Annotated in this window: 21 protein-coding genes and 1 pseudogene; 5 read left to right on the forward strand and 17 right to left on the reverse strand. The window is 66.5% G+C overall.

Features of this window, described 5'->3' with window-relative positions; translation table 11 throughout:
- Positions 1 to 11: 11 nt before the first annotated feature.
- The 5 genes from ACOGJB_RS08225 to ACOGJB_RS08245 form a co-directional block, all read right to left on the reverse strand.
- Complete coding sequence (locus ACOGJB_RS08225; protein ID WP_419840328.1) at positions 12 to 1,229, reverse strand: ATP-binding protein; 1,218 nt, start codon at positions 1,227 to 1,229, stop codon at positions 12 to 14.
- Positions 1,226 to 2,689: an Asp-tRNA(Asn)/Glu-tRNA(Gln) amidotransferase subunit GatB gene (gatB, locus tag ACOGJB_RS08230; protein WP_419840329.1), complete on the reverse strand. Its 1,464-nt coding sequence runs from the start codon at positions 2,687 to 2,689 to the stop codon at positions 1,226 to 1,228. The genes ACOGJB_RS08225 and gatB overlap by 4 nt, the downstream gene beginning before the upstream one ends.
- 73 nt (positions 2,690 to 2,762) lie before the next feature.
- A complete protein-coding gene (locus ACOGJB_RS08235) occupies positions 2,763 to 4,307 on the reverse strand; it encodes an amidase family protein (protein ID WP_419840330.1) in 1,545 nt (514 codons plus the stop codon).
- Between the two features lie 59 nt (positions 4,308 to 4,366).
- On the reverse strand, positions 4,367 to 4,678 hold the full coding sequence (gatC, locus tag ACOGJB_RS08240; protein WP_419840331.1) for an Asp-tRNA(Asn)/Glu-tRNA(Gln) amidotransferase subunit GatC: 312 nt from the start codon (positions 4,676 to 4,678) through the stop codon (positions 4,367 to 4,369).
- A gap of 159 nt (positions 4,679 to 4,837) precedes the next feature.
- Positions 4,838 to 5,797, reverse strand: a complete 960-nt coding sequence (locus tag ACOGJB_RS08245) for a hypothetical protein (RefSeq protein ID WP_419840332.1) — start codon at positions 5,795 to 5,797, stop codon at positions 4,838 to 4,840.
- 93 nt (positions 5,798 to 5,890) lie between these two features.
- Here ACOGJB_RS08245 and ligA point away from each other — a divergent pair, with 93 nt between their 5' ends.
- On the forward strand, positions 5,891 to 8,422 hold the full coding sequence (gene ligA / locus ACOGJB_RS08250) for an NAD-dependent DNA ligase LigA (protein ID WP_419840333.1): 2,532 nt from the start codon (positions 5,891 to 5,893) through the stop codon (positions 8,420 to 8,422).
- A 156-nt stretch (positions 8,423 to 8,578) separates the two neighbouring features.
- Here ligA and ACOGJB_RS08255 read toward each other — a convergent pair whose 3' ends face one another.
- The 6 genes from ACOGJB_RS08255 to ACOGJB_RS08280 all read right to left on the reverse strand — a co-directional run bounded on the left by ACOGJB_RS08255 (position 8,579) and on the right by ACOGJB_RS08280 (position 15,235).
- The gene (locus ACOGJB_RS08255) at positions 8,579 to 9,862 is read right to left on the reverse strand and encodes an ATP-binding protein (protein ID WP_419840334.1); all 1,284 of its coding nucleotides are present in this window, start codon (positions 9,860 to 9,862) and stop codon (positions 8,579 to 8,581) included.
- Between the two features lie 258 nt (positions 9,863 to 10,120).
- On the reverse strand, positions 10,121 to 11,098 hold the full coding sequence (locus ACOGJB_RS08260; protein ID WP_419840335.1) for a DUF4928 family protein: 978 nt from the start codon (positions 11,096 to 11,098) through the stop codon (positions 10,121 to 10,123).
- Positions 11,095 to 12,252 (reverse strand): DNA cytosine methyltransferase, encoded by a 1,158-nt coding sequence (locus ACOGJB_RS08265; protein WP_419840336.1) that lies wholly within the window; start codon positions 12,250 to 12,252, stop codon positions 11,095 to 11,097. The genes ACOGJB_RS08260 and ACOGJB_RS08265 overlap by 4 nt, the downstream gene beginning before the upstream one ends.
- Before the next feature lie 144 nt (positions 12,253 to 12,396).
- Positions 12,397 to 12,861 carry a hypothetical protein gene (locus ACOGJB_RS08270; protein WP_419840337.1) on the reverse strand — a complete coding sequence of 155 codons (465 nt, stop codon included), beginning with the start codon at positions 12,859 to 12,861 and terminating at the stop codon, positions 12,397 to 12,399.
- Positions 12,858 to 14,066 (reverse strand): tRNA 2-thiouridine(34) synthase MnmA, encoded by a 1,209-nt coding sequence (mnmA, locus tag ACOGJB_RS08275; RefSeq protein WP_419840338.1) that lies wholly within the window; start codon positions 14,064 to 14,066, stop codon positions 12,858 to 12,860. The genes ACOGJB_RS08270 and mnmA overlap by 4 nt, the downstream gene beginning before the upstream one ends.
- Positions 14,063 to 15,235, reverse strand: coding sequence for a cysteine desulfurase family protein (locus ACOGJB_RS08280; protein WP_419840339.1), 1,173 nt, complete (start codon positions 15,233 to 15,235; stop codon positions 14,063 to 14,065). Before ACOGJB_RS08280 ends, mnmA begins: the two co-directional genes overlap by 4 nt.
- 3 nt (positions 15,236 to 15,238) lie before the next feature.
- Here ACOGJB_RS08280 and ACOGJB_RS08285 point away from each other — a divergent pair, with 3 nt between their 5' ends.
- The gene (locus ACOGJB_RS08285; RefSeq protein WP_419840340.1) at positions 15,239 to 16,531 is read left to right on the forward strand and encodes an SRPBCC family protein; all 1,293 of its coding nucleotides are present in this window, start codon (positions 15,239 to 15,241) and stop codon (positions 16,529 to 16,531) included.
- A gap of 153 nt (positions 16,532 to 16,684) precedes the next feature.
- Here the strand turns inward: ACOGJB_RS08285 and meaB are convergent, their stop codons facing one another.
- The gene (meaB, locus tag ACOGJB_RS08290; RefSeq protein ID WP_419840341.1) at positions 16,685 to 17,818 is read right to left on the reverse strand and encodes a methylmalonyl Co-A mutase-associated GTPase MeaB; all 1,134 of its coding nucleotides are present in this window, start codon (positions 17,816 to 17,818) and stop codon (positions 16,685 to 16,687) included.
- 58 nt (positions 17,819 to 17,876) lie between these two features.
- Positions 17,877 to 19,157, reverse strand: a complete 1,281-nt coding sequence (murA, locus tag ACOGJB_RS08295; RefSeq protein WP_419840342.1) for a UDP-N-acetylglucosamine 1-carboxyvinyltransferase — start codon at positions 19,155 to 19,157, stop codon at positions 17,877 to 17,879.
- 94 nt (positions 19,158 to 19,251) lie between these two features.
- Between murA and ACOGJB_RS08300 the strand changes: the two genes are divergently transcribed.
- On the forward strand, positions 19,252 to 20,805 hold the full coding sequence (locus tag ACOGJB_RS08300) for an MFS transporter (RefSeq protein ID WP_419840343.1): 1,554 nt from the start codon (positions 19,252 to 19,254) through the stop codon (positions 20,803 to 20,805).
- A gap of 39 nt (positions 20,806 to 20,844) precedes the next feature.
- Positions 20,845 to 21,423 carry an alpha/beta family hydrolase gene (locus tag ACOGJB_RS08305; protein ID WP_419840344.1) on the forward strand — a complete coding sequence of 193 codons (579 nt, stop codon included), beginning with the start codon at positions 20,845 to 20,847 and terminating at the stop codon, positions 21,421 to 21,423.
- An 832-nt stretch (positions 21,424 to 22,255) separates the two neighbouring features.
- Here ACOGJB_RS08305 and ACOGJB_RS08310 read toward each other — a convergent pair.
- Together ACOGJB_RS08310 and lhgO are read right to left on the reverse strand one after the other, a co-directional pair.
- A complete protein-coding gene (locus ACOGJB_RS08310) occupies positions 22,256 to 22,735 on the reverse strand; it encodes a hypothetical protein (RefSeq protein WP_419840345.1) in 480 nt (159 codons plus the stop codon).
- Positions 22,736 to 22,956: 221 nt separating this feature from the next.
- Complete coding sequence (lhgO, locus tag ACOGJB_RS08315; protein ID WP_419840346.1) at positions 22,957 to 24,168, reverse strand: L-2-hydroxyglutarate oxidase; 1,212 nt, start codon at positions 24,166 to 24,168, stop codon at positions 22,957 to 22,959.
- Positions 24,169 to 24,311: 143 nt separating this feature from the next.
- Between lhgO and ACOGJB_RS08320 the strand changes: the two are divergent.
- Positions 24,312 to 25,198, forward strand: a pseudogene (locus ACOGJB_RS08320) (IS982 family transposase).
- Positions 25,199 to 25,503: 305 nt separating this feature from the next.
- Here the strand turns inward: ACOGJB_RS08320 and ACOGJB_RS08325 are convergent.
- Positions 25,504 to 26,022, reverse strand: coding sequence for an N-acetyltransferase (locus ACOGJB_RS08325; RefSeq protein ID WP_419840347.1), 519 nt, complete (start codon positions 26,020 to 26,022; stop codon positions 25,504 to 25,506).
- Positions 26,019 to 26,579: a DUF1778 domain-containing protein gene (locus tag ACOGJB_RS08330; RefSeq protein WP_419840348.1), complete on the reverse strand. Its 561-nt coding sequence runs from the start codon at positions 26,577 to 26,579 to the stop codon at positions 26,019 to 26,021. The genes ACOGJB_RS08325 and ACOGJB_RS08330 overlap by 4 nt, the downstream gene beginning before the upstream one ends.
- Positions 26,580 to 26,657: the final 78 nt, after the last annotated feature.

Consider the following 26,657-nt stretch of genomic DNA (forward strand, 5'->3'; position numbering starts at 1 on the left):
CCACGGCGAGGCTACTTCCACAGGCGGGCGATCAGACGGTACTCCTCTTCGACGAATTCAGGCTCGGTGCCATTATGAGCACGCATCGCGGGAAGGACCTTGCGGTGGATGCCCATGCCGCGCGCGTCGACGTATCCGTAGTCGCGCATCACATTCACGAGCATCTGATTGCGCGCATAGCGAGCTCCTGACTTCATCGACTCGACAGACACCGAGTTGGGCAGGCGACCGGGACTCGTCACCTCCAAGCGATCCTCGAAGATCGCCAGCATGATGTCAGTGCCCGCGATGCTGTAATCGCGATGGACGAGTGAGTTCACAAGGAGTTCGCGAACTGCCGATTCAGGATAGTCCCACCTGTCCACGCGGCGGGCGCCTTCCAGTCGGGCAGTCACCGAGGTGAGTCGGCGGACGAAATCGACAGCCCGATCCACCAGTCCGCCCTCGTAAACCGTTCCGTCTGCGCCAGCCCACGGCACCAGTGGGCCGCGGATGGTCTCGTCGGCCCGCGCTGCATAGTCCGGTTCGGTTCCGGGGTAACAGATGGCGCGAATGCCCGATTGCGGCACGTATCGCCCGACGTCGGTTCCGAACAGCAGCATGCCGTCCACCGTGGCGTAGCTCTGGCCGGAGACTTCGACGATGAACTCCACATTGCGCAGCAGTACCGAGAACTCATTGGAGTCTCGCGGAGGCAATTCGTCGTCACCGCAGATGCGCGTGAAGTAGTCCAGCAGCCTCCGTTGGTCAAGATGCTCCGCACCTGTTCCCAGCACCGGTTTGAGACCGTAGAGAAGGCTTCCCGACTGCTGAAACAGTCGCTCCTCTTCTTCCCGTGTTGCATCGCGAGTCGTCGAGCCCACCCGAATCTTGGTGACCCAATGCGATCCCTGCCGTGCCCGATACGGCTTGTCCGGGGCATTCGCCGGAAGGCTGACAATGCCGACGACACCCTCTGGTGCCCGCACCGTCTGCCACGACGGGATCACAGCAGGCTCAAGCAGGTCGCGGGCGGCTTGCATCACCCACTCCTCTACTCTGCGAGGCTCGCGCGTCAATCCCGAGACGGTGCCGTCGTCTTCGACGCCGAGCAGGACGCGACCGCCTTCGTGGTTCAGCAGCGCGGCAATCTCAGCAGCCAGCTGGGCCGGGTGGATGCCATCGCGCTTGAACTCAACGAAAGAGTTCTCACCGCCGCCGAGCACCTCGCTGAGATCGGTCGGATTCATCGGACTCTTCCGTCGCGGCGTTGGGCGAGCAGCTGGTTGACGGCCTTGCCGTCGGCTTGGCCGCGGGTGGCCTTCATCACTGCTCCCACGAACACACCCGACACCTTGGCTTCACCGGCGCAGAACTTCCGCCACGCCTCAGGGTTGTCGGCGATGGCCTGGTCCACCAGCGTCTCCAGCTCGCTGGAATCCATGGCCTCGAAACCGAGCTCGGCGGCGATGGCGCCGGGGTCGGCATTGCCGTCGTGTGCTCGCTCGCACATGACGCCGAGCACGGTCTTGGCCTGTGTCGCCGTGAGCTGCCCCGCTGCCTCCATCTGGACCAGCGACGCCAGCTGCGTCGCATCAAGCAGCTCGGCCCCGTCGAGGGCGAGGTTCTGCACAGCGTGCATCACCGTGCGGTTCGCATCGGCACCGGCGCCGACTGCGTCCAGCACCAGCGAGGCCAGACCGCGGTTCACGATGATCTGTGCGTCATCGAGATCAGCACCCAGCTCGCCGAGGCGTTCGCGCTGGGCGGCGGGCAGCACGGGCATCGCGGCGCGGACTCGGGAGATCCATTCAGGATCGGGCGCGAGCGGCACCAGGTCGGGCTCGGGGAAATAGCGGTAGTCGTCGGCTTCTTCCTTGGACCGCAGCGAGTGGGTGCGGCCGTCAGTGGACCAGTGGCGGGTCTCCTGGATCGGCTCCTCGCCGGATTGGTACAGCCCGATGTGGCGACGGGCCTCGTAGTCGATGGCGTTGCGCAGCGAACGCAGCGAGTTGACGTTCTTGACCTCGCACCGGGTGCGCAACTCATCCGAGCCGACGGGCCGCACGCTGATGTTCGCATCGACGCGCATCGAGCCTTCCTCGAGTCGGGCGTCGGATGCGCCGAGCGCTAGCAGGATCGCCCGCAACTCCTCGACATAGGCACTGGCCTCGGCCGCCGAGCCAATGTCGGGCCGTGAGACGATCTCCAGCAGCGGCGTTCCTGCGCGGTTGTAGTCCACGAGTGCGCCGACGGCCCCATGGATGCGGCCGTCTGCGCCCCCCAGGTGCGTCGTCTTGCCAGCGTCCTCTTCCAGATGCGCCCGCTCGATGCCGACGCGGTTCGCTCCGGGCACGTCCAGCCAGCCGTCGGAACAGATCGGCTGGTCGTACTGGCTGACTTGGTAGTCCTTGGGCATGTCGGGGTAGAAGTAGTTCTTGCGGTGGAAGATGGACGGCCGGATCTCGCAGTTGAGCGCGAGCCCCACCGCGATGGCCAGTTCGACGGCGCGTCGGTTCAGCACGGGCAGCGAGCCGGGCAGGCCCAGGCAGACCGGCGTGACGTTGGTGTTCGGCTCATCGCCGAAGCGGCTGGGCGCAGCGGAGAACAGCTTGGTGTCGGTTGCCAGCTCGACGTGGACTTCGAGGCCCACAACGGTCTCCCAGTCGTCGGTTGCCGCGCTTGCCTCGTGATGCTGTGCTGCGGCCATCAGGCAACTCCCTGAAGAGACCCAGCCGCTTGCACCGGAAGATCCGCGGGGCCTCCGCGAACATGCGTAGCCATCACGCACCTCCCGACGTGTCGCCGGCAGCCATCTGCGGTGTCGGCAGCGGCGGTGCTGCACGCTCCAGCGCTGCGGCGACCGTCAACATCGTCTCCTCGCCGAGGGCCGGTGCCAGCACTTGCACGCCCACCGGCAGACTCTGCGCCCCCGTTCCGAACGGCACCGACATGGCCGGATCGCCCGAGAGATTCGACGGGATGGTGCAAGTGTCGCAGCGGTACATCGTCATGGGATCAGAACGCTCGCCGAAACGGAACGCCACGCACGGCGACGTGGGCGAGAGCAGCACGTCGAAGTCGGCGTAGGCAGCGTCGAAGTCGCGCCGGGTCAGCATGCGCACCCGTTGAGCCTTGCCGTAGTAGGCGTCGTAGTAGCCGGCGCTGAGGGCGAAGGTTCCCAGCATGATGCGCGCCTTGACTTCGTCGCCGAAGCCGGCCCTTCGGGTCAACCGGTTCATCTCCTCGACGTCTGCGCCGTCGACACGCAGCCCGTAGCGCGTGCCGTCGTAACGCGCCAAGTTGCTCGAAGCTTCCGCGGGTGCGATCAGGTAATACGCAGTGAGGCCGTATGTGACTGCGGGCACCGAGACCCGGCCGACCGATGCCCCTGCGTCGGCCAGCGCGTCAGCCGCTTCAAGCACCCGTTCAGTCACTTCCGCATCGATCCCGCCCAGCACCTCTCCCGCCGCATCTCCAATCGCTGGGCCTCTGGTCGCGGAGTCACCGTTCGAAACACCATTGCGGCCACCCCCGGTCAGCTCGCTGACGACACCGACCCGCAGACCTTCGACACCCCGCTCCAAGGCGGCGTCGAAGTCGGGCACGGCTGTGGGGATCGATGTGCTGTCAGCCGGATCGTGGCCGCTGATGACGCCGAGTGCGAGTGCAGCATCGGCGACATCGGCTGCAAACGGGCCGATCTGGTCGAACGAGCTGGCGAAGGCCACAAGCCCGTAGCGGCTGACGCGTCCGTACGTGGGCTTGATTCCGACGATCCCGCACAAGGCGGCGGGTTGCCGGATGGAGCCGCCGGTGTCCGATCCCAGCGCCAGGGGCGCAAACCCGGCGGCGACCGCCGCAGCCGAGCCCCCGCTGGAGCCGCCGGGCACCCGAGCGAGGTCGTAGGGGTTGCGTGTCGGGCCGAACGCGGAATGCTCCGTGGAACTGCCCATCGCGAATTCGTCGAGATTTGTCTTGCCGACCATCACTGCACCGGCGGCCGTCATTGCCTGCACCACTGTGGCGTCGTAGGGCGGCGACCACGTCTCGAGCATGCGCGATGAGCAGGTGGTCGGCACGCCGCGGGTACACAGGTTGTCCTTGAAGGCGACGGGAACGCCTGCCAGCGGACCCGGATCGCGGCCTTGCTCGACGGCTGCGTCAATAGATGCGGCCGCGGCACGGGCCTGCTCGGCGGTCACTGTGTTAAACGCGTGAATGTCGCCGTCGTGAGCCTCGATACGACCGAGGTATTCCTCCAGAACGTCGGACGCTCGGCGACTGCCGGCGCGTACATCTCGAGCGATCAGACTCGCTGTGCTCATCGGACACTCGCAGGGCTCGCTGTGCTCATCGGACACTCGCCGTTCGGGTCATGTCCGGCTCAGGTCTTCTCGCCGAGCACCGGCGGCACTTCGAACTGCCCGTCTGATGCGGCGGGCGCCTGTTGCAGCACCTCGTCCCGGTCGACTGGCGAACCGGCGACATCGTCGCGGAACACATTGCGAAGCGGATAGGGATGCGCTAGCGGCGGCACATCGGCGAGGTCGAGATCCTCCAGCTCGCGAGCGTGCTCGAGGACCCGTCCAAGGTGGCCCGTGTAGTGCTCGATCTCATCTGGGGTGAGCTCGATCCGAGCCAGCCGCGCCACGTGCGCGACCTGATCCGCGCTGATCGCAGCAGTCGTGTCCGCCATGTCATGCGGCAGGGTACTGGCACGATTTCGGCGATGAATCAGAACGGCGACTGCGACGTGCTCGGGTCGCCAGAGCAGCCCGTTTCGACACCGACGCCAGTGTGTTCTGACCGCCAGAGCGGTGCCTTTCGACCGTGGCAGCGGCGGTTTCGCGCGGCCTCAGCCCCGAATCCGTCGTCGGGCGGCTTCCGCCAGCATCTCGCCAGGTCGGGTCGGGCTGAACAGCACCTGGGACACGGTCAGGACCTGCGCGGTGCCCGTAGTGCGCGGCACCACCTCGACTTGACCGTTCAGGACGGCGAGCAGCACCGGGCCGAGCGCGTTGCCGCTGATGTCGATGAGGTCGTCTGCGGCGAGATCGATGTCGGCAGGCGCGGGTCTCAACGATGCAATGTCGACCCGGCGCAGCAGGAACGGCTCACGCGTCGCCATGCGGTCGTGCAGCACGAATCCATTGGGGACGAACACCACCCAGCGGCGCGCCAATTGATGCAGCGACCGGACACCCAGCGCAGCCGAGGTGAGCCCCGTGAGCGTGGCTACAACGGCCCAGATCCATTGCTCCATGGCCCACAGCACCGCCGGTGCTGCGATGCCGACGACGACGGCCGACCACACCAACGGGATGGGAGCGATCGCCAGAAGGAACGGAGTGCGCAGCAGCATCCGCCGCTCGTTGCCATAGCTGAGGCCGTCCACCATGGAGTTGCCGGTCTCGGGCAGCAGCGCAACGGCGGTCGCGATCGCGGCGCCCACGATGGCGGTCGCGGCACGCGGGGCGGCCAGGTCGGCGTCCCAAGCCACTGCGGCCACAACCGAGCCGATTGCCACGCCGACGGAGGCCGGCGCGGCGATGCGGACGACAGTCAATGCCCACGGCCGGCGCACCAGGGTCGCCGTCAGCACGAGCGCCCAAGCGGCCCACAGTTCCGCGCTCACGATGCGTGCCGATGTCTCCGAGCAGGCACCGAGCGCATCCGCCGCCGCGGCTCCCACGCTCCACGGCATCACCAACCACAACAGCCGCATCAGCCACAGCGTCGGATGCGCTCGAAGCGTTGCTCCCACGGCATGAGTGTGCCGCGCGAAGCCGGCACGCCGGGCATCGATACCCCTCATCAGCCACACGCTTCGGCCGCTTCACGCACCGGCATATGCCAGTTCGGGTGGCACGAGCCTTTGGCGTCGCACCCGCTCAGTAGCGTCGCTCATGTGGAACCAACGGCTGCGAGATGTGCCGATGCGAAGGCGACCGATGCTGTCGGGAGCAGCGCAGATGGGGCGGAACGCCAACGGCGCGATCTCGACCGCATGCGGCACTTGGAGCGGCTGATCAGCCGCTATGACGTCGAGTACCACCGCGACGATGCGCCGTCGGTGCCCGATGGGGAGTACGACAAGCTCAAGCGAGAACTCATCGAACTCGAGGCCCGCTATCCCGACTTCGCAGACCCGAACTCGCCCAGCCAGCGTGTCGGAGCGGAGCTGTCGGCGCTCTTCAGCGAAGTCGTCCATGCCAGACCGATGATGTCGCTCGACAACGCGATGGATTTCGACGAGCTGCGGGCGTGGCATGGCCGCATCATGCGGGGTCTCGCTGCGACCCAAACGACCCTCTTCGGCGACGCAGAGTCCGATGAGGAGGACGAAGACGGCGCCGAGGTGGCCGTGGCCGAACCGGAGCTGATCTGCGAGCTCAAGTTCGATGGGCTGGCCGTCTCGCTTCGCTACGAGCAGGGACGCCTTGTCCAGGCAGCGACACGGGGGAACGGGCGTGTCGGCGAAGACGTCACCGCGAATGTCGTGACCATCGCAGACATCCCCCGGGAACTGAGCACGGCATCGACGGTGCCCTCGGTCATCGAGGTGCGCGGCGAGATTTTCCTGCCGCTGGACAGATTCCGCGAATTGAATGAATCGCAGGCCCAGGCACGTCGTGACCTCACCGAGGCCGCAGAGAGCGCCAGGCAGCAGCTTGCAGGCACCACTGAAGACATGCCGGCAGGCGAGCGACGGAAGCTCGAGTCGCTAGCCAAGCTCACGCCGGTCGATGTGCAGCGCCGCCATCCCGATTATGCAAATGCTCGGAATACGGCTGCGGGCAGCCTGCGCCAGAAGGATCCTTCAATCGTCGCGACGCGAGGCCTGTCGTTCTGGAGCTACGACGTCGGCGAACTCGTCGGCGGCACTGACCTCAGCAGTGCGGGCGCAGTCTTCGACTACCTGGGCGAGCTCGGCATGCCGGTGAATCCGGAGATCCGCACATTCGGCTCACTGGAAGAAGTCGAGCGCTTCTGCAGTCAGTGGGAGCGCGATCGTCACCGACCCGCGTATGAGATCGACGGCGTCGTCGTGAAGGTGGCCGACTTGGCGGATCGGTCGCAGCTCGGTTCCACCAGTCGAGCACCACGCTGGGCGGTCGCGTACAAGTTCCCGCCCGAGGAACGCACGACGAAGCTCATCGACATCATGGTCTCGATCGGACGAACGGGCCGCGCCACGCCATTCGCGCACATGGAGCCGGTGTTCGTCGGAGGGTCCACAGTGGCACTGGCGACTCTGCACAACGAAGACCAGGTGGCCGCCAAGGACGTCCGCCCCGGCGACACCGTGATCGTGCGCAAGGCCGGCGATGTCATCCCCGAAGTGGTCGGCCCGGTAGTCGCCGACCGGCCCGATGGCTCGTCGTCATGGACGTTTCCCGCCGAGTGCCCGGTGTGCGCTCAGCCGCTGGTGCGTGTGTTGGGCGATGCCAACACCTACTGCGTGAACCGGTCGTGCCGGGCGCGAGTCATCGAGGGCATCGGGCACTTCGTGAGCCGGGGCGCGCTCGACATCGAAGGCCTCGGCGACAACACCATCGTCAGCCTGTACGAGCACGGGCTTGCCTGCGACCCCGCGGACCTGTTCCGACTGCGCGCCGAGGACTTGGCTGCCGACAATGGACTAGAGCATTGCGGCCGCCCGTTCTCCCGTCCTCGCCGCAATGCATTTCGAGACCGAGAACGATCAGGCGAACCTCCATCTGCCGAGCTGTGCATCAGTCCGAGCGCCCGAAGCCCGCTGCGATTCGACTCGGGCGGCGTCCTGAACGGATCCGCGCCCGAGAGCATTGCGCTCACGTCGCTGTGCCCGGCAGTGACCCATGGCATCGAGCACTTCTCATGGAAGTCGGCGAGCGATCTGGTGTCGAACATCGGCGCAGCGCTCACGACACCGCTGTACCGACTCCTGATCGGTCTGGGCATCGAACACCTCGGGCCGACGGCATCGGAGCTGCTGGCCATGCACTTCGGCTCGCTCGACTCGATCATGGATGCCACGGCTGAGCACCTCGCCGAAATCGACGGCATCGGGCCGATCATCGCCGCTAGCGTCACGGGCTTCTTTGCTGACGACGACAACCGGGCGCTCGTGGAGAATCTGCGCCGCATGGGTGTCCGTTTCGACGTCGTCGACGGCCCCGCTGACGGCGCCGATACGCCGCAGGTCTTGGCAGGCCGCTCCGTGGTCGTCAGCGGCAACCTCGACGACTGGTTCATCGGGCGCGACGACGCAAAGCGGGCCATCACCCAACGCGGAGGCAAGTCCCCCTCGTCAGTAAACAAGAGCACGTTCGCGTTGGTAGCCGGCGAGCGCGCAGGGCAGGCCAAGCTGGATCGTGCTGTCGAGCTAGATGTCCCGGTCCTCGACGAGCAGGGTCTGAGGAAACTGCTCGACTCCGGCGAGGTCAGTGCCCCGTAGCGGGCTCAGGGCCGGTAGTGCTTGCCAGTCTCGGACAGCTTCGTCGGCCAACAGGCACTGGAACTCAGGCGGGCTCCACTGGTGGATGCGACAGGCCGGTCATGATGACCAGCGCGGTGCTCCACTTGCCGCTACGGCGAAAGCTCAGATCGGGAGTCAGGGGCCGAGGGCGGTGACGGGGGTGACTCGGACGCCGTCGGGGCGGGTGTACGCGAAGCCGAGAGCGGTGATGACCACCATGCCGGCCAACTGCGCGACGCGGTCTGCGGCAACGTTGTCACGCACACGTCGCAGCGACTGGGCCGCTGCTTCGATCGCATCGCTGCCGCCGAGCTTGATCTCTACTGCAAGCCATCTCCCGTCGGGCAATTCGACGATGGCGTCGGCTTCGGCACCCGCCGCGTCACGCATGTGAGAGACGCGTCCGTCGTGGGGTTGGGCAAGCACTCGCAGATCCCGCACCACGAGCGACTCGAATAGCAGGCCAAGCGTGGATGTGTCGCCCATGAGGCGCGCAGCGTTGGCGCCAAGTGCGGCCACCGCCAGCGAAGGATCGGCCAGATGCCATTTCGCCGACTTGCGCAACGGTGCCCGAGAACGCAAACGGACCGACCATGCGGGCTGTTCTTCCACCACGAAGATTCGTCGCAGTGCTTCGAGGTAGCCACGAACGGTGTGGCGGTGCAGCGGTTCCGGTTCCGCATCTGCGCCCAATGTGCTCATACTGGCTTCGGTGGCGACATTTCGTGCCAGTGAGTAGAGCAGTCGCTCCACACCGGCGGGACTTCGGATGGCAGCGTCATCGAGGAGCCGGACGTCGGTGCGGGCAGCTTCGGAGAGATAACTGCGCAGATTGCGCTGAATCTCCCGCAACGGCAGTCCCACCTGACCGGGCCATCCACCACGGCACAGCACCTGCGCGACCTCGGCGAGTCCTGCATCGGGTCGGCTGGCGCTCGCCGCGTTGCCATCGAGCAGCGCACCCAGAGACACCTCGCCCGTGGAATCCCCTGACTCGTACAGCGACATCGGTCTCATTCGGATCCGGCGCACCCGTCCTGCACCGGTGTGGCGGGTGGCGTCATCGGCCGGCTGGGCAGACCCAGCCAAGATGAAGCACCCGAATTCGGCTCGGGCATCAACGGCGTGGCGCACGTGATTCCACAGATCAGGCACCACCTGCCATTCATCGAGCAGCCGCGGCGCCTCCCCGCTCAGCAGCGTCGATGGGTCGATACTGCCGAGTGTGCGCGCATCGAGATCGGTGTCGAGGCGGATGGCGCTGTGCGCGTGACACAGCCCTGTCCACGTCTTGCCGCAGCCGCGCGGTCCCTCCAATACGAGGAATCCTGCAGACTGGAGGCCGCGTTCGACTTCGAGATCGACGATCCTGGGCCGATAACCGTCGGGGATGAGGTGTGGTCTGGATGTGTGTTCCACCGGCATAACCCCCGCGGTTTCCACCTCTGTCTCATTAGATTATACATATTGTGATGCTCTCAATATACGATTTGTGATGATTCCGTTCGCCGATTTGTGATTACGGCAATCGGGATCAAAACGTCGTGAAGCACCATTCGTAGGTGAAATCGGCCGCTTCGGTGTCGATGGATTGCTCGTTCTCTTCTGCACTGCGCGCGAATCCGCGACCAATGAATGGGATTGTCCGAGGTCTGTGCGCCAGAGCAACTCACGGTCTCAACCAAGGTTGCTGGGAATCTCGACTTGTAGCGACGGATCGGGTTCCGCTGCGGCGACCCGTGTGTTGTAGGTCTCGAGCAGGCCCCGCAAGCGCGTCGACATCCGGCGACGCTGGTACTGAGCAGGGATGTCGACCGCGTCCGCGACGAACTCCACGACGTTCCGCACCGAGATCAGGTCAGCGATGTCGAAGTTGCCTGCAAGCCCTTCGGCCGCGGCGATGCGCTCCCGCAGGGTCAGCACAATCGGCAAGAGGTCAAGCGCGAGATTTGCCCTGCATTTGTGCATCAGAGCTTCACCCGGTGCAGTGGTCACATGCAGCGCGGCATTCTCGACGATGAAGTCGCCGACGCGCCCAGTCTGCTCATCGGCTGTCGTGTATGAGTGGTTGTCGATGGCCAGGTCGGGATAGTGCAGGCACAATGCGGCACCGACGACATGTTGGGCAACGGCACCGGTGGCGTTACCCCCACGACCACTCGCGGCATCGAGCATTTGACGGACCACGGCGCTCGTCGGTTCGTGACGGCGGTACTCGATTCGCAATCGCTGCTTATCGAAGAAGTCGGCTTGGATGCGTTCGACCATCGCCGCTTGCAGTGAGTTGATCACCGCAGCCCGTAGGTCCGGTCCAGCCGCTGCGAACGCTGCTGCGGCAGCCGAAGCGTTGACAGCGGCTTCGAAGCTTCGCGCGAGTTCCTGACTCCCTCGGCTCGTCCTGCCACCCTCGCTTGCCAGCGGACGCATCTCGCCATTACGGGCCAGGATCTTGTTGATCCTTGATCCACCAAGAAGACGGACCTGAGATCCGCTGAACCAGCGTGCTTCGTCAAGCGGAAAGTGAGTCTTCATGTGCTCGCACATGATGAGGCCCACCGTCATCACATTGCGATTGACGCCCGTCTCGGTGCGCTGCCTCTCGTACCAGTCGTCGATAGCGCCGTCGAGCGCTGCGATGATCTCGCCGGTGTTCATGCCGCCGCGTCGGTGGCGGGGGTCTGCTTCCTGAGCGCGGGTGCCACGAAGCTCTCGGCGAGCCAGGTGATGACCGGCACGGTGACAGCGTCGCCGAAGCCGAACAACGCCTGAGATTCAGTCACCGGCGAGATGTCGAAGGAGTCCGGAACGCCTTGCAGTCGGCCGCATTCGCGTGCGGTCATCCAGCGAACACGGTGGCGGCCCTGTTCGATCTCCACAAGCGCCTGCCGGGAAGAACCGCCCCTCGCAGTTCGCAGGCAGCCTGCAATTTCGTCGGCGCGCACTTCCCAGACAGCTCGCCCGCCACGTGTCCGGCGATAGCCGGTTCGCCAAGCCGTGACGCCCTGATCCTCAAGTTCGGCAATCCTCGCCGCGTGCCGCTGCGGGAGCGTGCGATCAAAGGCCGCAAGCCGCTGTGCGTCCCACCAACGCGCGTCCTCCTCCCCGAGCCGCTCAACGACATCGGCAAGCAGCGGGTCGGACGCAGGTGGGTGACCGATCATTCGCCGTGTCAAGTCGAGCCCCGAGCTTCGTGCCAAGAACCGCGTGAGCGACGGAGGGCGAAGCACATCGGACTCAGCCGGGCCGTCGGTCGCCTCGTCATCTACGACCGACAGCGAGGGCGTGCCCGTCGGCCTGTCAGCCCCGAGCAGCCCAAGCACAAAGAGCCGGTTGCGCGACTGCGGCACGAACCAGCGCGAGTCGACAACCGCGAGATCGCACACGTAGCCCAACCGGTTGAGTGCCGCCAACGCATCGTGCAGATCGCGGCCGCCTCGCGACGAAATGAACGATGGGACATTCTCGATGAGCACGGCGGCAGGCCGTCGCTCGCCCATCTCAGCCAGCACGCGCACGAACTCGAAGTACAGGCCCGACTGCTCGCCCGCCAGCCCGCGCCGATGGCCGGCCAGCGACAGATCGATGCACGGGAAGCTCGCCGTTGCAATATCGACGTCTGGCACGTCGGTACCGCGAACGTCACGGACATCACACAAGTGGTAATCGTCACTCCCGAAATTGGCGGAGTACACAGCCTGCTTGATGGGCGAAATGTCATTCGCCCAGACGACGTCGAGTCCTGCTGCCTCGACACCAGCGCGCACCAGTCCGATACCGGCGAAGAACTCGGCGACCGACGGCTGCGACATCGACTCGGACAGTACTGGACCGGTAAGACAGCGCCGGGGACTGCGCACTTGAATCTCTCCAAGCCTGCCACGAACCTCCCCGACGCCCGCAATATACGATTTGTGGAACTTTTCTTCGCCGATTTGTGGTCACGGTCGTCCGCATTAGAACGTCGTGAAGCACCATTCGTAGGTGAAGTCGGCCGCTTCGGTGTCGATTGTCGGCGTGGCGGTCAGCCGGGCGCACGACCGCCCGCTGCGTAGCTTCTCGATGACCTTGCCGTCGCCCGGGGAGAAGAAGTACTCGCCGAGCTGGGTGGTGCCGGCGTCGAGCTGGCCGGCGGGAATCGTCGTCCCGTTGATGACGAGTGTCAGCTTCCAGCCAGCCTCGAGCCGAGCGCCGACGGGGCTCTGGTGCGGCACTTGGGCGCCGGGCACAGGCGTGACCGCCTGCAAGCCGGTCGGATAGACCGGTCTGGGCTCGCTGCCGCGGGTCAGCCACACCGCGAACACGACGCCGACAGCAGCGACGAGCGCACCGAGCGTGATGACCACAGAGACGCCTCTGCGCAATGCCCACGGGGTAGGGGGATCATCGCCGGAGCCGTTCTGGGAGCCTGCGCGTCTCATGTGAGTGGTCCGGCAGCGGTTGCGCCGCCGAGCACCTCGTCGCCGTCGTAGAAGACGACAGCCTGGCCAGCAGCGACTCGGCGCTGGGGCTCCCTCCAGTGCAGCTGACCCTCAGCGTCGAGGCATGCGGGCAGCGCTGGGCCATGCGCACTGGTCTGAGCCACGACGTCGCCTTCGACGGATTCGCCGGCCCAACGGTGATCGACCAGCTGGACACCTCGCGCCGCCAGCTCGGACACCCCGCCAACCGTGACCCGACGCGCGGCGATGTCTACGTCGACTGCATATCGCCGCTGCGGCGCACCGCCGAGATCCAAGCCCTTGCGCTGGCCGACTGTCACCAGCTCTACCGCCGGCGCAGTGCCGACGCGCCGGCCGGACGCGTCGACCAGCTCTGCGGGGTGCAAGTCGATGCGCTCGGCCAAGAAACGCTCCCTTCCGGCGGCTTCGGTAATGAAGCACACGTCTTGGCTTTCTGGCTTTTGGGCCGTTCGCAGCCCGAGTTCAGATGCGAGCGTGCGCCCTTCGTCCTTGCGGTAATCGCCGACCGGAAACCACAGGTCCGCCAGATCTGCTCCCGACAGCATGTACAGCACGTAGGACTGGTCCTTCGCGGCGTCGGTGCCGCGCTGCAGCCGTCGCCTGCCGCTTCGTGCGCTGATGCGAACGTGATGGCCCGTGACGAGTCGGTCGAATCCCAAGCGGCGAGCACGGTCCAAGAGCACGTCGAACTTGACATGCCGGTTGCAGGCAATGCACGGGTTCGGCGTGAGACCCCGCCGGTGCGCGTCGACGTACGGTTCGACGACGTCGCGTTCGAATTCGGCCGCATAGTTGAAGACGAAATGGTCAATGCCGAGCTGCTGGCACACCCGGCGGGCGTCGTCCACATCGGAGACTGCGCAGCAGCCTTGGTCTTGGGGACCCCCCCACAGCTTCAACGTGACGCCGACGACCTCATGGCCCGCCTCCAAGCACAAGGCGGCGGCGACCGAACTGTCAACGCCGCCGGACATCGCAACGAGCACTGAGAACGTGCGCGGATTGGCGGAACGTTCACTTGCGTCACCTATTGCTTCCCGCTCCTGTTCGCTGCGCTCACGGGCCGCTCGGGCCACGGCCTCGCCATTCGGGTCAGCCTCTGAGTCGCTGGTCGCTGCTCCACGGAACGGGCCGCTCTCAACTGCCCCATCCCGCGGGGTCATCGCAGCTGCTCCACGCAGCCGGGAATCGCATCGATCGCCCGATCGATCTCCCACGCTTCGGTGCACCAGCCCAGCGACAGGCGCAGCGAGCCGGCAGCCGCCTGGCGGTCGACGCCCATTGCGGCGAGCACATGGCTCGGCTCCATCGCGCCCGACGCACACGACGCCGCTGCGGAGGCCATGACGTCGAATCGGTCCAGCAGCACCAGCAACGCTTCGGTCTCGATGCCGTCGATCAGCAGTTGGCAGATACCCGCTGCCCGGCTCTGTCTCGCGACGGTCTCGGCGCACCCATCGATCGCGCTGAGCAGCCCGTCGGCCAGCCGATCCGCCAGGGCACCGATCCGGCAGATGTCGGCGTCTCGTGTCTTCGCCAGCTCTGCGAGTGCCGCACCCAGTGCGGCGATCCCGGCGGTGTTGTGTGTGCCGCTTCGCCGGTCTGCTTCCTGACCGCCGCCCAGCAGCTGCGCCGACAGGGGCACCTCGGGCCGGACAGCCAAGAGCCCGACGCCCTTGGGGCCGCCGAACTTGTGGGCGCTCAGCGACAGCAGGTCGACTGAGCGAGCGGCTGCGGCAACATCGACCCAGTTGACGCCCTGCACGGCATCGGTATGCAGCATCGCGTCGGGGGCGTGCCGGCGCACCACCTGGGCGACGCCATCAAGATCGGCAACGACACCGGACTCGTTGTTGACAAGCATCACCGAGACCAATCCCACCCGTGGACCGGCATCGGGATGCAGCTGAGCTGCCAGATGTTCGAGGTCGACCACGCCGCCGGCATCCACCCGCACCTTTCGCCCCCCGACGGCTTCGACCGGATGGAGAACGGCGTGATGTTCGGTCAAGGGGCAGAGCGCGGTTGTCCCAGTGGCGGCGATGACACCGCGCACCGCGAGATTGTCGGCCTCGGTCCCGCCGCTGGTGAACACGATGCCGTGCGGATCGAATCCGAGCGCCGCAGCGGCGACCTCACGTGCGTCGTCGATGGCCGACCTCGACGTGCGCGCCATGCGGTGCGCTCCCGACGGATTGGCGAATTGCGTCTCCAGAAACGGCATCATGGCCTCGACAGCACATGGCCGCATCGGTGTCGACGCGGCGCAGTCGAGGTACGCGGGGCGCTGGGTCTGCTGATTCGGGGCCAGCCGGTTCTGCGCGGCGCTCATGGGGTGAGGCTACGGGCACCGTCGCGCGCCATCGGCGCCATGGCGTGCGCGACGCGCCGCTCGGGCGAGCGGTTCATACACTGGCCGATCGTCGGCGGCGGGAGCGCACCAGCAACCCGCAAGACGCGCACGACAGGCCGCGCGGCAGAATTTGGCAAGGCATTCAACAACATGGGCATCGAGGTCTCGATCGACATCCCCGCACCGCCCCAAGAGGTCTGGGACTACGCGGCCGACCTCGCCCGCAATGTGGAGTGGATGGCTGACGCCAACTCGATCACCTTCACTTCCGCGCAGACCGAGGGCGTCGGAACGACGTTCGATTGCGTCACCAAGGTCGGCCCGCTGCGCACCACCGACCAGATCGAAGTCGTCGAGTGGGACCCTCCGCGTACGCTCGGCATTACCCATCAGGGCGCCGTGCGCGGCGCCGGCCGCTTCACGATCGTGCCCATCGACGACGGCACCCGCTTCACTTGGACTGAGGAGCTGGCGCTGCCGTGGTACTTCGGGGCGAAGGTCGGACAACAGCCGGCCGCGATGGTGCTCGAACGCGTCTGGCGGCGAAACCTGCGCACGCTGCGGGCACGAATTCTCGAACAGCAGCAGGGACAGTCCGGCCACGAACCGGGTCCCTTGCTGGGGATGGGCCGCGACTCAGAGATACGGTCGTATGGACCGCACATCATCCGCGTCAGCCTGCGCGGCGGGGACCTGAGCCATGAGGCAGCAGCGATGCGTCACGTGCGCGGCCTCGGATATCCCGCGCCTTTGGTCATCGAACAGCCCGACAACCACTCGGTGGTCATGGAGCGCCTGTCGGGCCCAACCATGCTCGAGGATCTGGCGGCCAAGCCGTGGCTGGCGTCGCGGCATGTCAAGGGCTTGGCACGGCTGCATCGGCTGCTCGGCGATGTGCCTGCTCCCCATGATTGGGTCAAAGTCTCAGGCGGCAGCTCAGTGGTGCACCTGGACCTGCAGCCCGACAACGTCAAGCTCACGCCAGACGGCCCGATCGTCATCGACTGGTCGAACGCAGCAGCCGGCGATGCGGCGTTCGACGCTGCCTCCACATACGTCCGGCTGCGCACTGCCTCGCCGGACAACCACGCTGCGGCACGGGCGGTCATCAACGCCTTTCGCACCCGCTTTGCCCGCGCGTTTCTCAAGGAATTCGGTGCCGACGCGATCCTCTCGCACTTGCGAGCGGCAGCCGACCTGCGCCTCCTCGACCGCAATCTGCACCCCAATGAGCGCGAGGCAGTCTTCGCGCTCGCCCGCGGAGAACTCGACTGAGTCGCGGGGCTGGGCTTCGCAGCACAGCGTTGCACGCAGTGCCAACCTTGAACAGTTGCGGCGCAGTGCTCGTTCTTGGCACAAAAATGTTCGCTCAGCGACGATTTTTGTGCCCAGATCCACTGCGAGATCGGGTGCCTTGGGGCACGGGTGCTAATAAGCCTCGTCGAGCAGGGCTTCGGCCACGGTGTAGGGATCGAGTTCGCGCCGGGCGAGCCGCTCACGAAGCTGCGCAGCGGCCGGGCCTTGGGTGATCTCCGCGACGCGCTCGGCGATGCTGGCTCGGACGATCTCTTCGAACTCGGACTGCGTGCGGGCAGCTCGACGAGCCTCGAGCTCGCCAGAGGCGGTGCAGTGGTCGCGATGCGCGCAGACGGCGTCCCACAGCTCGGCCGCGCCCTCACCTGTCGTGCCGACCGACGTCAGAATCGGCGGATCCCAATCTCCGGGGGCAGACAAGTCGAGCATCTGGCGGATGTCACGGCAGGTCTCCGACGCGCCCGGCCGGTCCGACTTGTTCACCACGAAGATGTCCGCGATCTCCATCAAGCCTGCCTTGTTGGCCTGGACCGAGTCGCCCCAGCCCGGGTTCACGACCACGACGGTGGTATCGGCCGCGCCCACGATCTCGGTTTCGACCTGGCCGACGCCGACTGTCTCGACCACCACCCAAGGCCACCCCAGCGCATCCAGCACCCGCACAGCCAGCGGTGTCGCCAGCGTCAGTCCGCCGAGGTGTCCCCGGGTGGCCATCGAGCGGATGTACACGCCCTCGTCGAAGGTGTGATCGGACATGCGCACCCGGTCGCCCAGGATCGCTCCGCCGCTGAAGGGCGACGACGGATCGATCGCTAGCACCGCGAGCCGCTCGCCGCGCTCTCGGGCAACGCCGACGACCGCCGAGTTGAGCGTGGATTTCCCTGCGCCTGGCGCACCGGTGATGCCGACCGTGTGGGCGCCGCCAGATTGCGCGAACGTGATCGCACCCAGCGCACGGGCCTGCGGACCACCGCGCTCGGTATAGGACATGATCCGTGCCAGGGCGCGGCGCTGCCCAGAGCGCGCGGCCTCGAAGAGAGCCGCCAAGTCGGCTGCGGGCGGATCGTCGGTGGGTTCCATCAGCGCGCTGACGGTAGCGAGGCTCACACCCGACAGCACAGCGGAGCGTTGACCCGAAGCGGGGTGCTGGCAGCGAACCTCGAAGACCGAGCCAATCGGCGAGGCCGTGGCCCGCGCGTTCCGCAGGAACGGGCACACGAGGACAAGCACGAGAGTACGGGCGAACAAGCGCGGGAGACGACCAGTGCTTCGATGGGAAGGTTGACGCGTCGAGTCTGGGGGCGATTCAGCGGCGTGAGATGGCCGCGCCGAGACCGGCGAGCTTGCCGGCCAGGTCCTCATAACCACGATCGATGTGGTCGGCGCCGGCCACCTCGGTCTCGCCTTCGGCAGCAAGGCCCGCCACCACCAGCGCGGCACCGGCGCGGATGTCGTGTGCACGCACCGGCGCTCCCGACAAGCGCTCGGCGCCGCGAACCACTGCATGGTGACCCTCGGTGCGGATATCAGCACCCATGCGCCGCAGCTCGTCGATGTAGCGGAAACGGCCCGTGAAGATGTTCTCGGTCACGATCCCGACGCCGGACGCCGTCGTGAGCATCGACACGAGGAACGGCATGTAGTCGGTCGCCAGACCCGGGTACGGCAGCGTGGAGACATCGGCAGAGATCAGCCGCTGCGTCGCCGTCGCTCGCAGCCCCGCCTCGGAGGCCACGATGTGCATGCCCATGTCGGTGAGCTTGCGAATGAGCATCGCCATGTGCTCGGCCACCGCATGACGCAGGAACACCGAACCGCCGCACATGCCGACCGCCGCGAGGAACGTCGCTGCCTCGATGCGGTCGGGAATCACCGCGTAGCCGTCGCCGGAGCCCGCAGGCGCCAGTCGTTCGACCCCGTCGACCGCCAAGCGGTCTCCCGTCCAGGCGACGTGCGCACCCATCCGGTTGAGGAACTCGATGAGGTCTCCGATCTCGGGTTCGCGCGCCGGGTTCACAATGAGCGTTCGGCCCTTGGCACATACTGCGGCCATCAGCAGATTCTCGGTCGCGCCCACCGACGGGTACTCGAGCACGACCTCGGTGCCCCGCAGCACGGCTGCTGTCGCGGAGATGTCACCGTGAGCGGTGCTGAACGTCGCCCCCAGGCTCTCGAGCGCCCGCAGGTGCATGTCGATCGGTCGCGGTCCGAAGTCGTCGCCGCCCGGCAGCGCCACCCGGGCGGTTCCGAAGCGTCCCAACAGCGGGCCGAGCACCACGATCGAGGCGCGTATGCGCTCCACGAGGTGGTAGGGCGCCTCGGTGTTCAGTTCGGCTGGCACGTCGACGACGAGCCGGTGATCGGCACGCGTCACCGTCACGCCCATGGCCTCGAGCAGTTCGCACATGAGCGACACGTCGGAGATGTCCGGGACGTTGGTCAAGACGTGACGACCCTCTGCCAGCAGGCAGGCCGCCATCAGCTTGAGCACGCTGTTCTTGGCCCCGCCGATGCGGACGTCGCCCTCAAGCGCGCTGGTGCGCTCAGCCACGATCGTGTCGAATTCGGCTGATCCCGGCTCGTCCATCGCCCTACCGATACCACTGCCTGACGCGATGAGCGAGCCGCTGCTGCGGTCCCGCATGAACATATTGAACCGGGGACTGTGCTAGGCCCCCAGCGTGACCCGCCAAGTGCGCCGCCTCGTCGCCACTTCCGAAGAGGTAGAAGCGCTCTTGCAGGCGCGCGACGACATCGTCGCGGAGGACGCTGCTGAGGCTTCCGATGATCTGTACCGGTTCGGTCTGGGCGGCGGACCCTTCGAGAGCTACTCCCGGTCCGTGCAGCTCGGTGCTCACGACAGCGAAGAGCGGCGCCACGTGACCGAGACCGTCGAGTGGCGTCTTGCAGTGCCGTGGTTCGGTCCCGCCATCAACCTCGCCGTTCGGCGTGCCATGCGTACGGGACGGACCGGGGATGGAACGCAGCCCGTGTGGGCACCGCCGCGGCGCCTCGATGCTCGCTCGGCGACGATCATGGCCATGCTCGCTGCTGCGGCGATGCTCAGCGGGTACTTGGCGAATGCCCCCTCGGAGCTTCACACCTACGCAGCTGACGAATTCGGGGCCGACCAGACCGCTCAAGGAATCTTGGGTGCGGTGGTGCGCATCGGAACGTTGCTGGCCATCGGCGTGTCGGTGCTCGCCGATCGGTACGGGAGGCGCCGCATCGTGGCCGGCGCCATGGTCGCAGGGGTCGCATGCGCAGCGCTGGCGGCGCTGGCGCCCTCGATGGTGTGGCTGGGCGCCGCGCTGCTGGTCGGTCGCACCGCAAACGCTGCGCTCGGCGCCACGATCGTGGTCATGGCGCTGGAGGAGATCCCGGCGGGATGCCGGGCGTGGTGCCTGTCGGTGCTGGCCATGGCTGCCGCGCTCGGTGCCGGAGTCGTCGTGTGGCTCCAGCCCTTCTCCGACCTCGCGCCGTGGGCTTGGAGGCTGCTGTTCGGCGTGCCGCTCATCGCCCTGGCAGGCATGCGGCCGCTCTTGCGACGGCTTCCCGAGAGCCGTCGATTCGAACGCCGTGGGCGGGACGTGGCGCTCAGCGGCTACTGGCGCCCGATCGCGCTGCTCGGCGCCATCTACTTGGCGTTCGGCCTGTTCTTGGGCCCGATCGATTGGTTCCGCAACGAATACCTGCGTGACGAGCACGGTTTCAGCGCGACGCTGGTGGCGCTCTTTGTGCTAAGTACGGCAACACCAGCAGGACTCGCGGTCTACGCGGCGGGGCGACTCGCTGACTCCCGTGGCCGGCGAATCATCCTGGCGATCGCCGCAGTGTTCGGCTTGGGCTCGCTCGTGGCGGTCTTCAACGTCTCCGGCGCGGCGCTGTGGGTGCTCGGGCTCGTGGGGGCGATGCTGTCGGCAGGTCTGCTGCCGTCGCTCGGCGTGTACCGCGGCGAGCTGTTCCCGACTGCGGTGCGAGCGCGAGCTGCGACCTTGACGGGCGCCATGGGTGTCGGCGGCGCGGCTGCAGGCGTGTTTCTGGCGGGCAGGCTGCGCACAGCGTGGGGCAGCTTCGGTGACGTCATCGCGCTGCTGTGGATCGGACCTCTCGTCGCTGTGCTCGTTGCGGTGCTGTGGCTGAGGGAGCGAAGCGGCCATGAACTCGAAGAGCTGCACCCCGCAGACGCCGCATCGAATCCCGATGCGGCGTGGCCCCCGACACTCCAGCCATGATCCAGACGTGACCGCGTCTGGGATCAGAATGACGCCACCATGAGCGAGGCCCAGGGACTGCTGCTGACACCAGGTGCCGGTGGCGGCGCGGATCACCGCACCCTCGTCGAGATCGAGGCGGCCCTGGCCGATCGGCTGCCTGTTCGCAGGCACGACTTCGCGTACCGACGCTCCGGTCGGCGGGCACCGCCGCGGGCAGAGACAGTGACTCCCGAGCTGCTCGCAGACCTGCCCCTGATCGCGGCTGAACTGGGCGTGCCCCCCTCTGCGATGGTGATCGGCGGCCGCTCCTTCGGCGGCCGCGTCTGCTCGATGGCGGTCGCGGCAGGCGCTCCCGCCGCCGGCCTCGTGCTCCTCAGCTACCCGCTGCATCCGCCAGATCGGCCCGAGCGTCTGCGTACCGCTCATTTCGGCCAGATCACCGTGCCCTGCCTGTTCGTCTCAGGCACGCGCGACCCGTTTGCAACTCCTGACGAGCTGAGCGATCACAGCGAGGCGATCGGGGGTCCGGTCACGCTGCGTTTCATCGACGGCGCCCGTCACGACCCCAACACGATCGCAGCGCGCCGGGCTGTCGTCGAGCACATCGGAGAGTGGCTCGACGCGCTCGAGCGCTGAAACGCCGCCGAGACCACCCCCGCCGCACTGCCTCAGCTGGGCTGCCCAACCGCAGGCATCACCAAGAATGCCCAGTACAGAACCTGAAGCGGAATCGCTGCGATTGCCGCCTTCATGACAGATCGCATCCTTGTGCACCACGAGATCAACAATGTGATCGCCGCTGCGATCCCAGCCACGGACCATGCCGCTACCGGGTTAGGCGGCATCGGATTATCCCAATCGCCCACGAGCGACATCGTGACGATCATCGTCGCGAATGCGACGATGCACAGACTGACAACTGCCCAGGTGAACCACGCGTCTCGCGACAGGGCACGCCGGGCCGCCGAGCGATCAGGTGGGCGCGCAGGCCGAGGTCGCTCTTCTCGGTGAGAACGCACGGGCTTATCTTGTACCACTCTTGAGTCAGTCCAAGCTACGTCGTCGTGTGCTTCAGGATCCGTCTCGCGGTGCCGATGGGAGACTCCGAATTCAGGAAGCAGCTCGCTCGATCGATGGGAGTACTTCGACCGCCCACAACAACGCCTGCAACGGAAGCGCCGACACTGCTGCAATCTTGACCCCTCGGGACTCGGTGCGCCACGCAATGAGCAAGGTCAGCGCCGCGGCGAGCGACGCGACGCACCACGAAACCGCCGGATGTGGAGGGACCGGATCATCCCAGTCGCCGACGAGTACGCCTCCGACAAGCAGAGTTGCTGCAAAAACAATGACGACGCTTGAGGTCGACCAAGCGATCCATACATCCCGAACACCTCGCGTGCTGGCTGGTACTTGTGCGGGAGGTGGCGCTGGTCTCGGCAGGTGCAAGTTGCGTGCTCTCACAGCGCTACCAGTTACACAGTGGCCAACTCGTGAGGTAACGGCGCCAGTTGCTGCGACGGTGGCCTTCGAGATCCCACGATCCGCCGCCACCGACGAGTTGAAACACGATGTGACAGTGGAGTTGTTGCCAGATCGCGTTCCAGCTCCTTACAGTCACGTCGAGGTTGTGACGATCGAGGCAGTTGTGCATGTCGCGATACAAGGCATGAGCCCCAGCGATAGTCACCGCCGGATGACTCGACGAGGCGCGACCGAGATTTGTCGGCACCAAGTGAACCGAGTCAAAGCCGCGGTTTGCCTTCCAGCTCACGCCGATCTGCTTCAGCAGAGTGCCACCGCAGTCCAAGTACCCAGTGTCGGTGCCAGCCTTGCCGCACCAACCCACACCGAACCAGCACGGTCCTTGCTGAGGCTTGGCGTCCTCAGGGATTTCTGCTAACTCCTTGAGCACCTTGGCGGTTCGTTTCTCCGTTTTGCGCGGCACTTCCACCTCGGTCGTGGTATCGCCCGTGCGCTCTTTGCCGTCGGCCGCACCAAGCCGGCGCGACCACGAGGGTCAACGTGAGTGACGCAGCAATAAGTGCAGCTGCTATTGCCGTGCAGAATCGCTTCATTCAAGTTCTTCGATGCCTTGACCAATAGAAGGGAGCCTGAGAGTATCGCTCGGTTGGCGCCGCCTGATGCACCTCGGGTCGCCGGCAGCTCTCAGCGGTCGATCCGGCTGACGATCATCTTGGCGATTTCCAGGCTGGACGTGGCCGCGGGGCTCGGGGCGTTGAGCACATGGGTCGTATGACCTGCATGGGTGACCGCGAAGTCGTCCTCGAGGTCGCCGGCGGAGTCCATCGCCTGGGCGCGCACGCCCGCCTTCGAGCGCACGAGATCGTCGGCCTCGATATCGGGCACGAGCCGCTGCAGCGCACGGGTGAACGCAGCCTTGCTCAGCGACCGCCACACCTCCCCTGCTCCGGTGCGCCAGTAGCGGCGGGCGAGTCGCCACAGGCCCCGGTTGGTGAGGTGCTCGCGCAGCTGTGCTCGGCTGATGTCGGTCCAGCTGTAGCCCTCGCGGGCCAGTGCGAGCACCGCGTTGGGTCCGGCGTGGATCGTGCCGTCAACCATGCGCGTGAGATGCACTCCCAGGAACGGGAAGCTGGGATCGGGCACCGGGTAGATGAGGTTGTTGACCAGGTAGGACCGCTCGGGCACCAGCTCGTAGTACTCACCGCGGAACGGGACAACTCGGTAGCCGCCCGCTGCGCCCGCGAGTTCGGCCACCTGGTCGCACCGCAGTCCGGCGCAGTTCACGAGCCATGCCGCTTCCAGATCGCCACCGGTAGTGCTGATCCGCACACTGCCGGCCACGTGGGCGAGCCGGACCACCGCAGTGCCCGTCCTCACCTCACCGCCCGCGGCGGTGATCTCGGCCATGAGCGCGTGGCACACGGCGCTGTAGTCGACGATCCCGGTGCTGGGGATCTGCAAGGCCTCCACTCCGTCGCAGTAGGGCTCCAACTCGGCCAAGCGGCGACGGTCGATCAGCTCTGCTGGGACGCCGTTGGCAACAGCCCGCTCGGCGAGCGCCGCAAGCCGCTCCTGCTCGGAGCGGTCGACGGCAACGATGACCTTGCCGCACACCTCATGAGCGATCCCCCGTCGACGGCAGAACTCGACCATCGAGCTGCGACCGGCGACTGCGAGGGACGCCTTGGCAGAGCCAGGCCGGTAGTACACGCCCGAATGCAGCACACCTGAGTTGCGACCGGTCTGATGCATCGCCGGCCGCTCTTCAGATTCGAGAACCACCACGCGACAACCGGGATGATCGCTGAGATAGCGATGTGCTGTCGCCAGGCCGATGATGCCCGCCCCCACAATGGCGAGATCGGCTCGAGGCGACGAATCGGGGGCATTGGTCATCGAGGCGAAGCTAGATGGTTAGTTCCAAGGGGTGGGGTCCACCGCTGGTGGGGTGAGGGTGTCCAAGCTCGGGGTGTGTATTCACGCTTCGATCTTGGAGGTTCTCAGCATGGGCCCGGACTCGGGTCACCCTCGCGACTGCACTGTATGTGAGGATCGACGACCTGCTCGCGCAGAACCCGGGATGGGCGCCTTGGCGGCCCAAGGTGGGTTTCGCCCCGAAGCTGTCCGACGCGGAGCTGGTGACCTTGGCGGTGATCTCGGCGCTGCTGGGGTTCGACAACGAGTCGCAGTTCATGCGCTACGCCCATGAGCACCTTCGGCCGTGGTTCCCGTACCTGCCCGACCGCGCCGGCTACAACAAGCGGCTGCGGCGCAGCGCCGAGATGATCGCCGGTGTGATGGGATGCCTCGCACGCGAATGCGACTCGTTCCACGACGACGTGTGGCTGGCCGACTCCACCCCTATCGAGTGCGGCCGAAGCCGGGAGACCCAAAACGCTCGAACCTCGCAGGATGGGCCGAATACGGGTACTGCGCGTCGCATTCGCGGTACTTCTGGGGTCTGCGGCTGCACCTGGTCGCCACCCCCGCAGGACTGCCGATCGCCTACGCGGTGGCCGGCGCGAAAGCCGACGAACGCGAAGTCTGCGCCGACATGATCGCCGCGGCACAGATCGCCCGGGCGGGCCAGACCCTCATCGCCGACAACCGCCACCGCTCCGAAACGTTCGAAACCGACCTCAAAGACGCCGGCATCACCCTCATACGGCCCGCCACCCGAACCGAGGCGCCGCGGCCCGGCGCCAGGTTCCTGCGGCCCTGGCGCCAGATCATCGAATCGATCAACCGGGCCCTCAAAGGCCAGCTCACCCTCGAACGCCACAAAGCACGCACCCGCACCGGCGTCGCAGCACGCATCGCCACCCGCCTGCTCGCCCTCACCGCCGCCATCTGGCACAACCAGACCACCCAACGACCCGGCCCCGCACGCGCCTGGAAGCGAGCATCCACGCAGAAAGGCGTGTAGGCCGCTACGTGCTTTGGTGTCTCTGCAACGACCGTGACCCTTCCGTGCCCAACGAGACCCTCATGGGTATGTACCTCGATGGCACCCCGAAACTCGAAGCAGACGGGTTGATGGCTGGCCCCACCAAGCAGAGCGTGCGGCGGTACGTGAGCAATTGGCAGCGATGGCTACAGCGATAACCAAGAGACACACGCGGCGCAGGCGCAGGCGCACCCGCATCACGCGCACACAACCTCACGCGAAGCGGCAGCTAGCTGGATCGACGGGCTTGCTCATAGGTCGGCAACTGGTCCCGCACCGGCTCGTTATGTCGAGACCGTGCGGCGGATGTCTTGCATCGTCAGGAGCAGATGCAGGGGGTCAGTCGGGGAGGGCTCGAACTCAGGGATCAGATGCAGGCAGAACGCTCTGGCGTCGTCGGATTCGGCGTGCACCAGCAGGCCCCTGCAGCCGACAGTTCGTCCCGCAGCCGACGCTCGCCTCATGACGTCTGCCAGGAGTCCTGCCCCCAGTCCCTGCCCCTCGTGGCTGGTCGACACGCCGAGGCGCGCGAGCAAGGCGACCGGCTGCGGATACTTGCCGGCACCGGCGCGCAGCCGGTCGGGCGCGTCGCTGGGGGAAATGCTCGCCATGCACCAGGCGTAGTAAGCGACCACCTCGGCGCTGTCGACGGGCGTGACCACGAACACCCGTGTCGTGCCGGTCGCATGGGCCTGACGGCCGAAACGTCGAAGCCACCGCGTCTGCGCAGCGGATCGGCAGTCGAAGCCCGAAACGTCGTCCGCAGATTCCAGCAGGCGAGGCGACCGGTACCGGGCCGTCACTCTTCGACGAACGGCGACGGGCGCGACATGAGCGACCGCAGGCCGGCGAGCTCGCGGGCGGGCCGCCGGTTCAGCTCGTCCCACGCACGACGACCGTCGTCATCGAGCGCGAACTCAGTCCGGTCCGCCAGCGCGTCATGTGCCGCGATGCGCAGGCTGCTCAACACGAAATCGCTCAGCAGCACACCCGTGGCGGCCACTGCGTCGTCGATGAGCCGACGCTCGTCAGGCGTCAAGCGCACCTCAAGGCGTGCGCTGCGCACCCGATTCGCTGTGTCTGCCATAACGCCTGCTCCCGTCCCGCCCCACCGTGCTCGACAGTGTACGGCCATCATCCGGCCACACTGAGCACGACGGGGCCGCAGGCCGTCGACGCCGCACATCTCGCCCACGTTTCGAATTGCCTGCTGGATGGCGTCCCAGCGAGTCGGGGCTTCGCGGTCGAATTCGACAGTGCGGTGGCCGATGCTGGCATCGGTGCAACCCGCCTCGTAGAGCGTTTCGAGATTGTCGTCGTCGAGCTCGGGTTCGGCCGCGTCTGGGCCGCGGAACTCCACTTTCTTGGGGGATACTCGCACTGCACTGCGAAGTCTGGCTTCATTGGTGTGCTACCTGCCACTTTGATGGCTTATGAA

This window comes from Candidatus Poriferisodalis sp. (assembly GCF_965208895.1).
Classification (GTDB): domain Bacteria; phylum Actinomycetota; class Acidimicrobiia; order Acidimicrobiales; family Poriferisodalaceae; genus Poriferisodalis.

Excerpts from the sequence above, each read along its gene's own strand:
- ACOGJB_RS08225 (WP_419840328.1), bottom strand. The coding sequence starts at position 1,229 with ATGAATCCGACCGATCTCAGCGAGGTGCTCGGCGGCGGTGAGAACTCT.
- gatB (WP_419840329.1), bottom strand. The coding sequence starts at position 2,689 with ATGGCCGCAGCACAGCATCACGAGGCAAGCGCGGCAACCGACGACTGG.
- ACOGJB_RS08235 (WP_419840330.1), bottom strand. The coding sequence starts at position 4,307 with ATGAGCACAGCGAGTCTGATCGCTCGAGATGTACGCGCCGGCAGTCGC.
- gatC (WP_419840331.1), bottom strand. The coding sequence starts at position 4,678 with ATGGCGGACACGACTGCTGCGATCAGCGCGGATCAGGTCGCGCACGTG.
- ACOGJB_RS08245 (WP_419840332.1), bottom strand. The coding sequence starts at position 5,797 with ATGAGGGGTATCGATGCCCGGCGTGCCGGCTTCGCGCGGCACACTCAT.
- ACOGJB_RS08260 (WP_419840335.1), bottom strand. The coding sequence starts at position 11,098 with ATGAACACCGGCGAGATCATCGCAGCGCTCGACGGCGCTATCGACGAC.
- ACOGJB_RS08265 (WP_419840336.1), bottom strand. The coding sequence starts at position 12,252 with ATGTCGCAGCCGTCGGTCGCCGAGTTCTTCGCCGGTATCGGACTGGTG.
- ACOGJB_RS08270 (WP_419840337.1), bottom strand. The coding sequence starts at position 12,861 with ATGAGACGCGCAGGCTCCCAGAACGGCTCCGGCGATGATCCCCCTACC.
- mnmA (WP_419840338.1), bottom strand. The coding sequence starts at position 14,066 with ATGACCCCGCGGGATGGGGCAGTTGAGAGCGGCCCGTTCCGTGGAGCA.
- ACOGJB_RS08280 (WP_419840339.1), bottom strand. The coding sequence starts at position 15,235 with ATGAGCGCCGCGCAGAACCGGCTGGCCCCGAATCAGCAGACCCAGCGC.
- murA (WP_419840342.1), bottom strand. The coding sequence starts at position 19,157 with ATGGACGAGCCGGGATCAGCCGAATTCGACACGATCGTGGCTGAGCGC.
- ACOGJB_RS08305 (WP_419840344.1), top strand. The coding sequence starts at position 20,845 with ATGAGCGAGGCCCAGGGACTGCTGCTGACACCAGGTGCCGGTGGCGGC.
- lhgO (WP_419840346.1), bottom strand. The coding sequence starts at position 24,168 with ATGACCAATGCCCCCGATTCGTCGCCTCGAGCCGATCTCGCCATTGTG.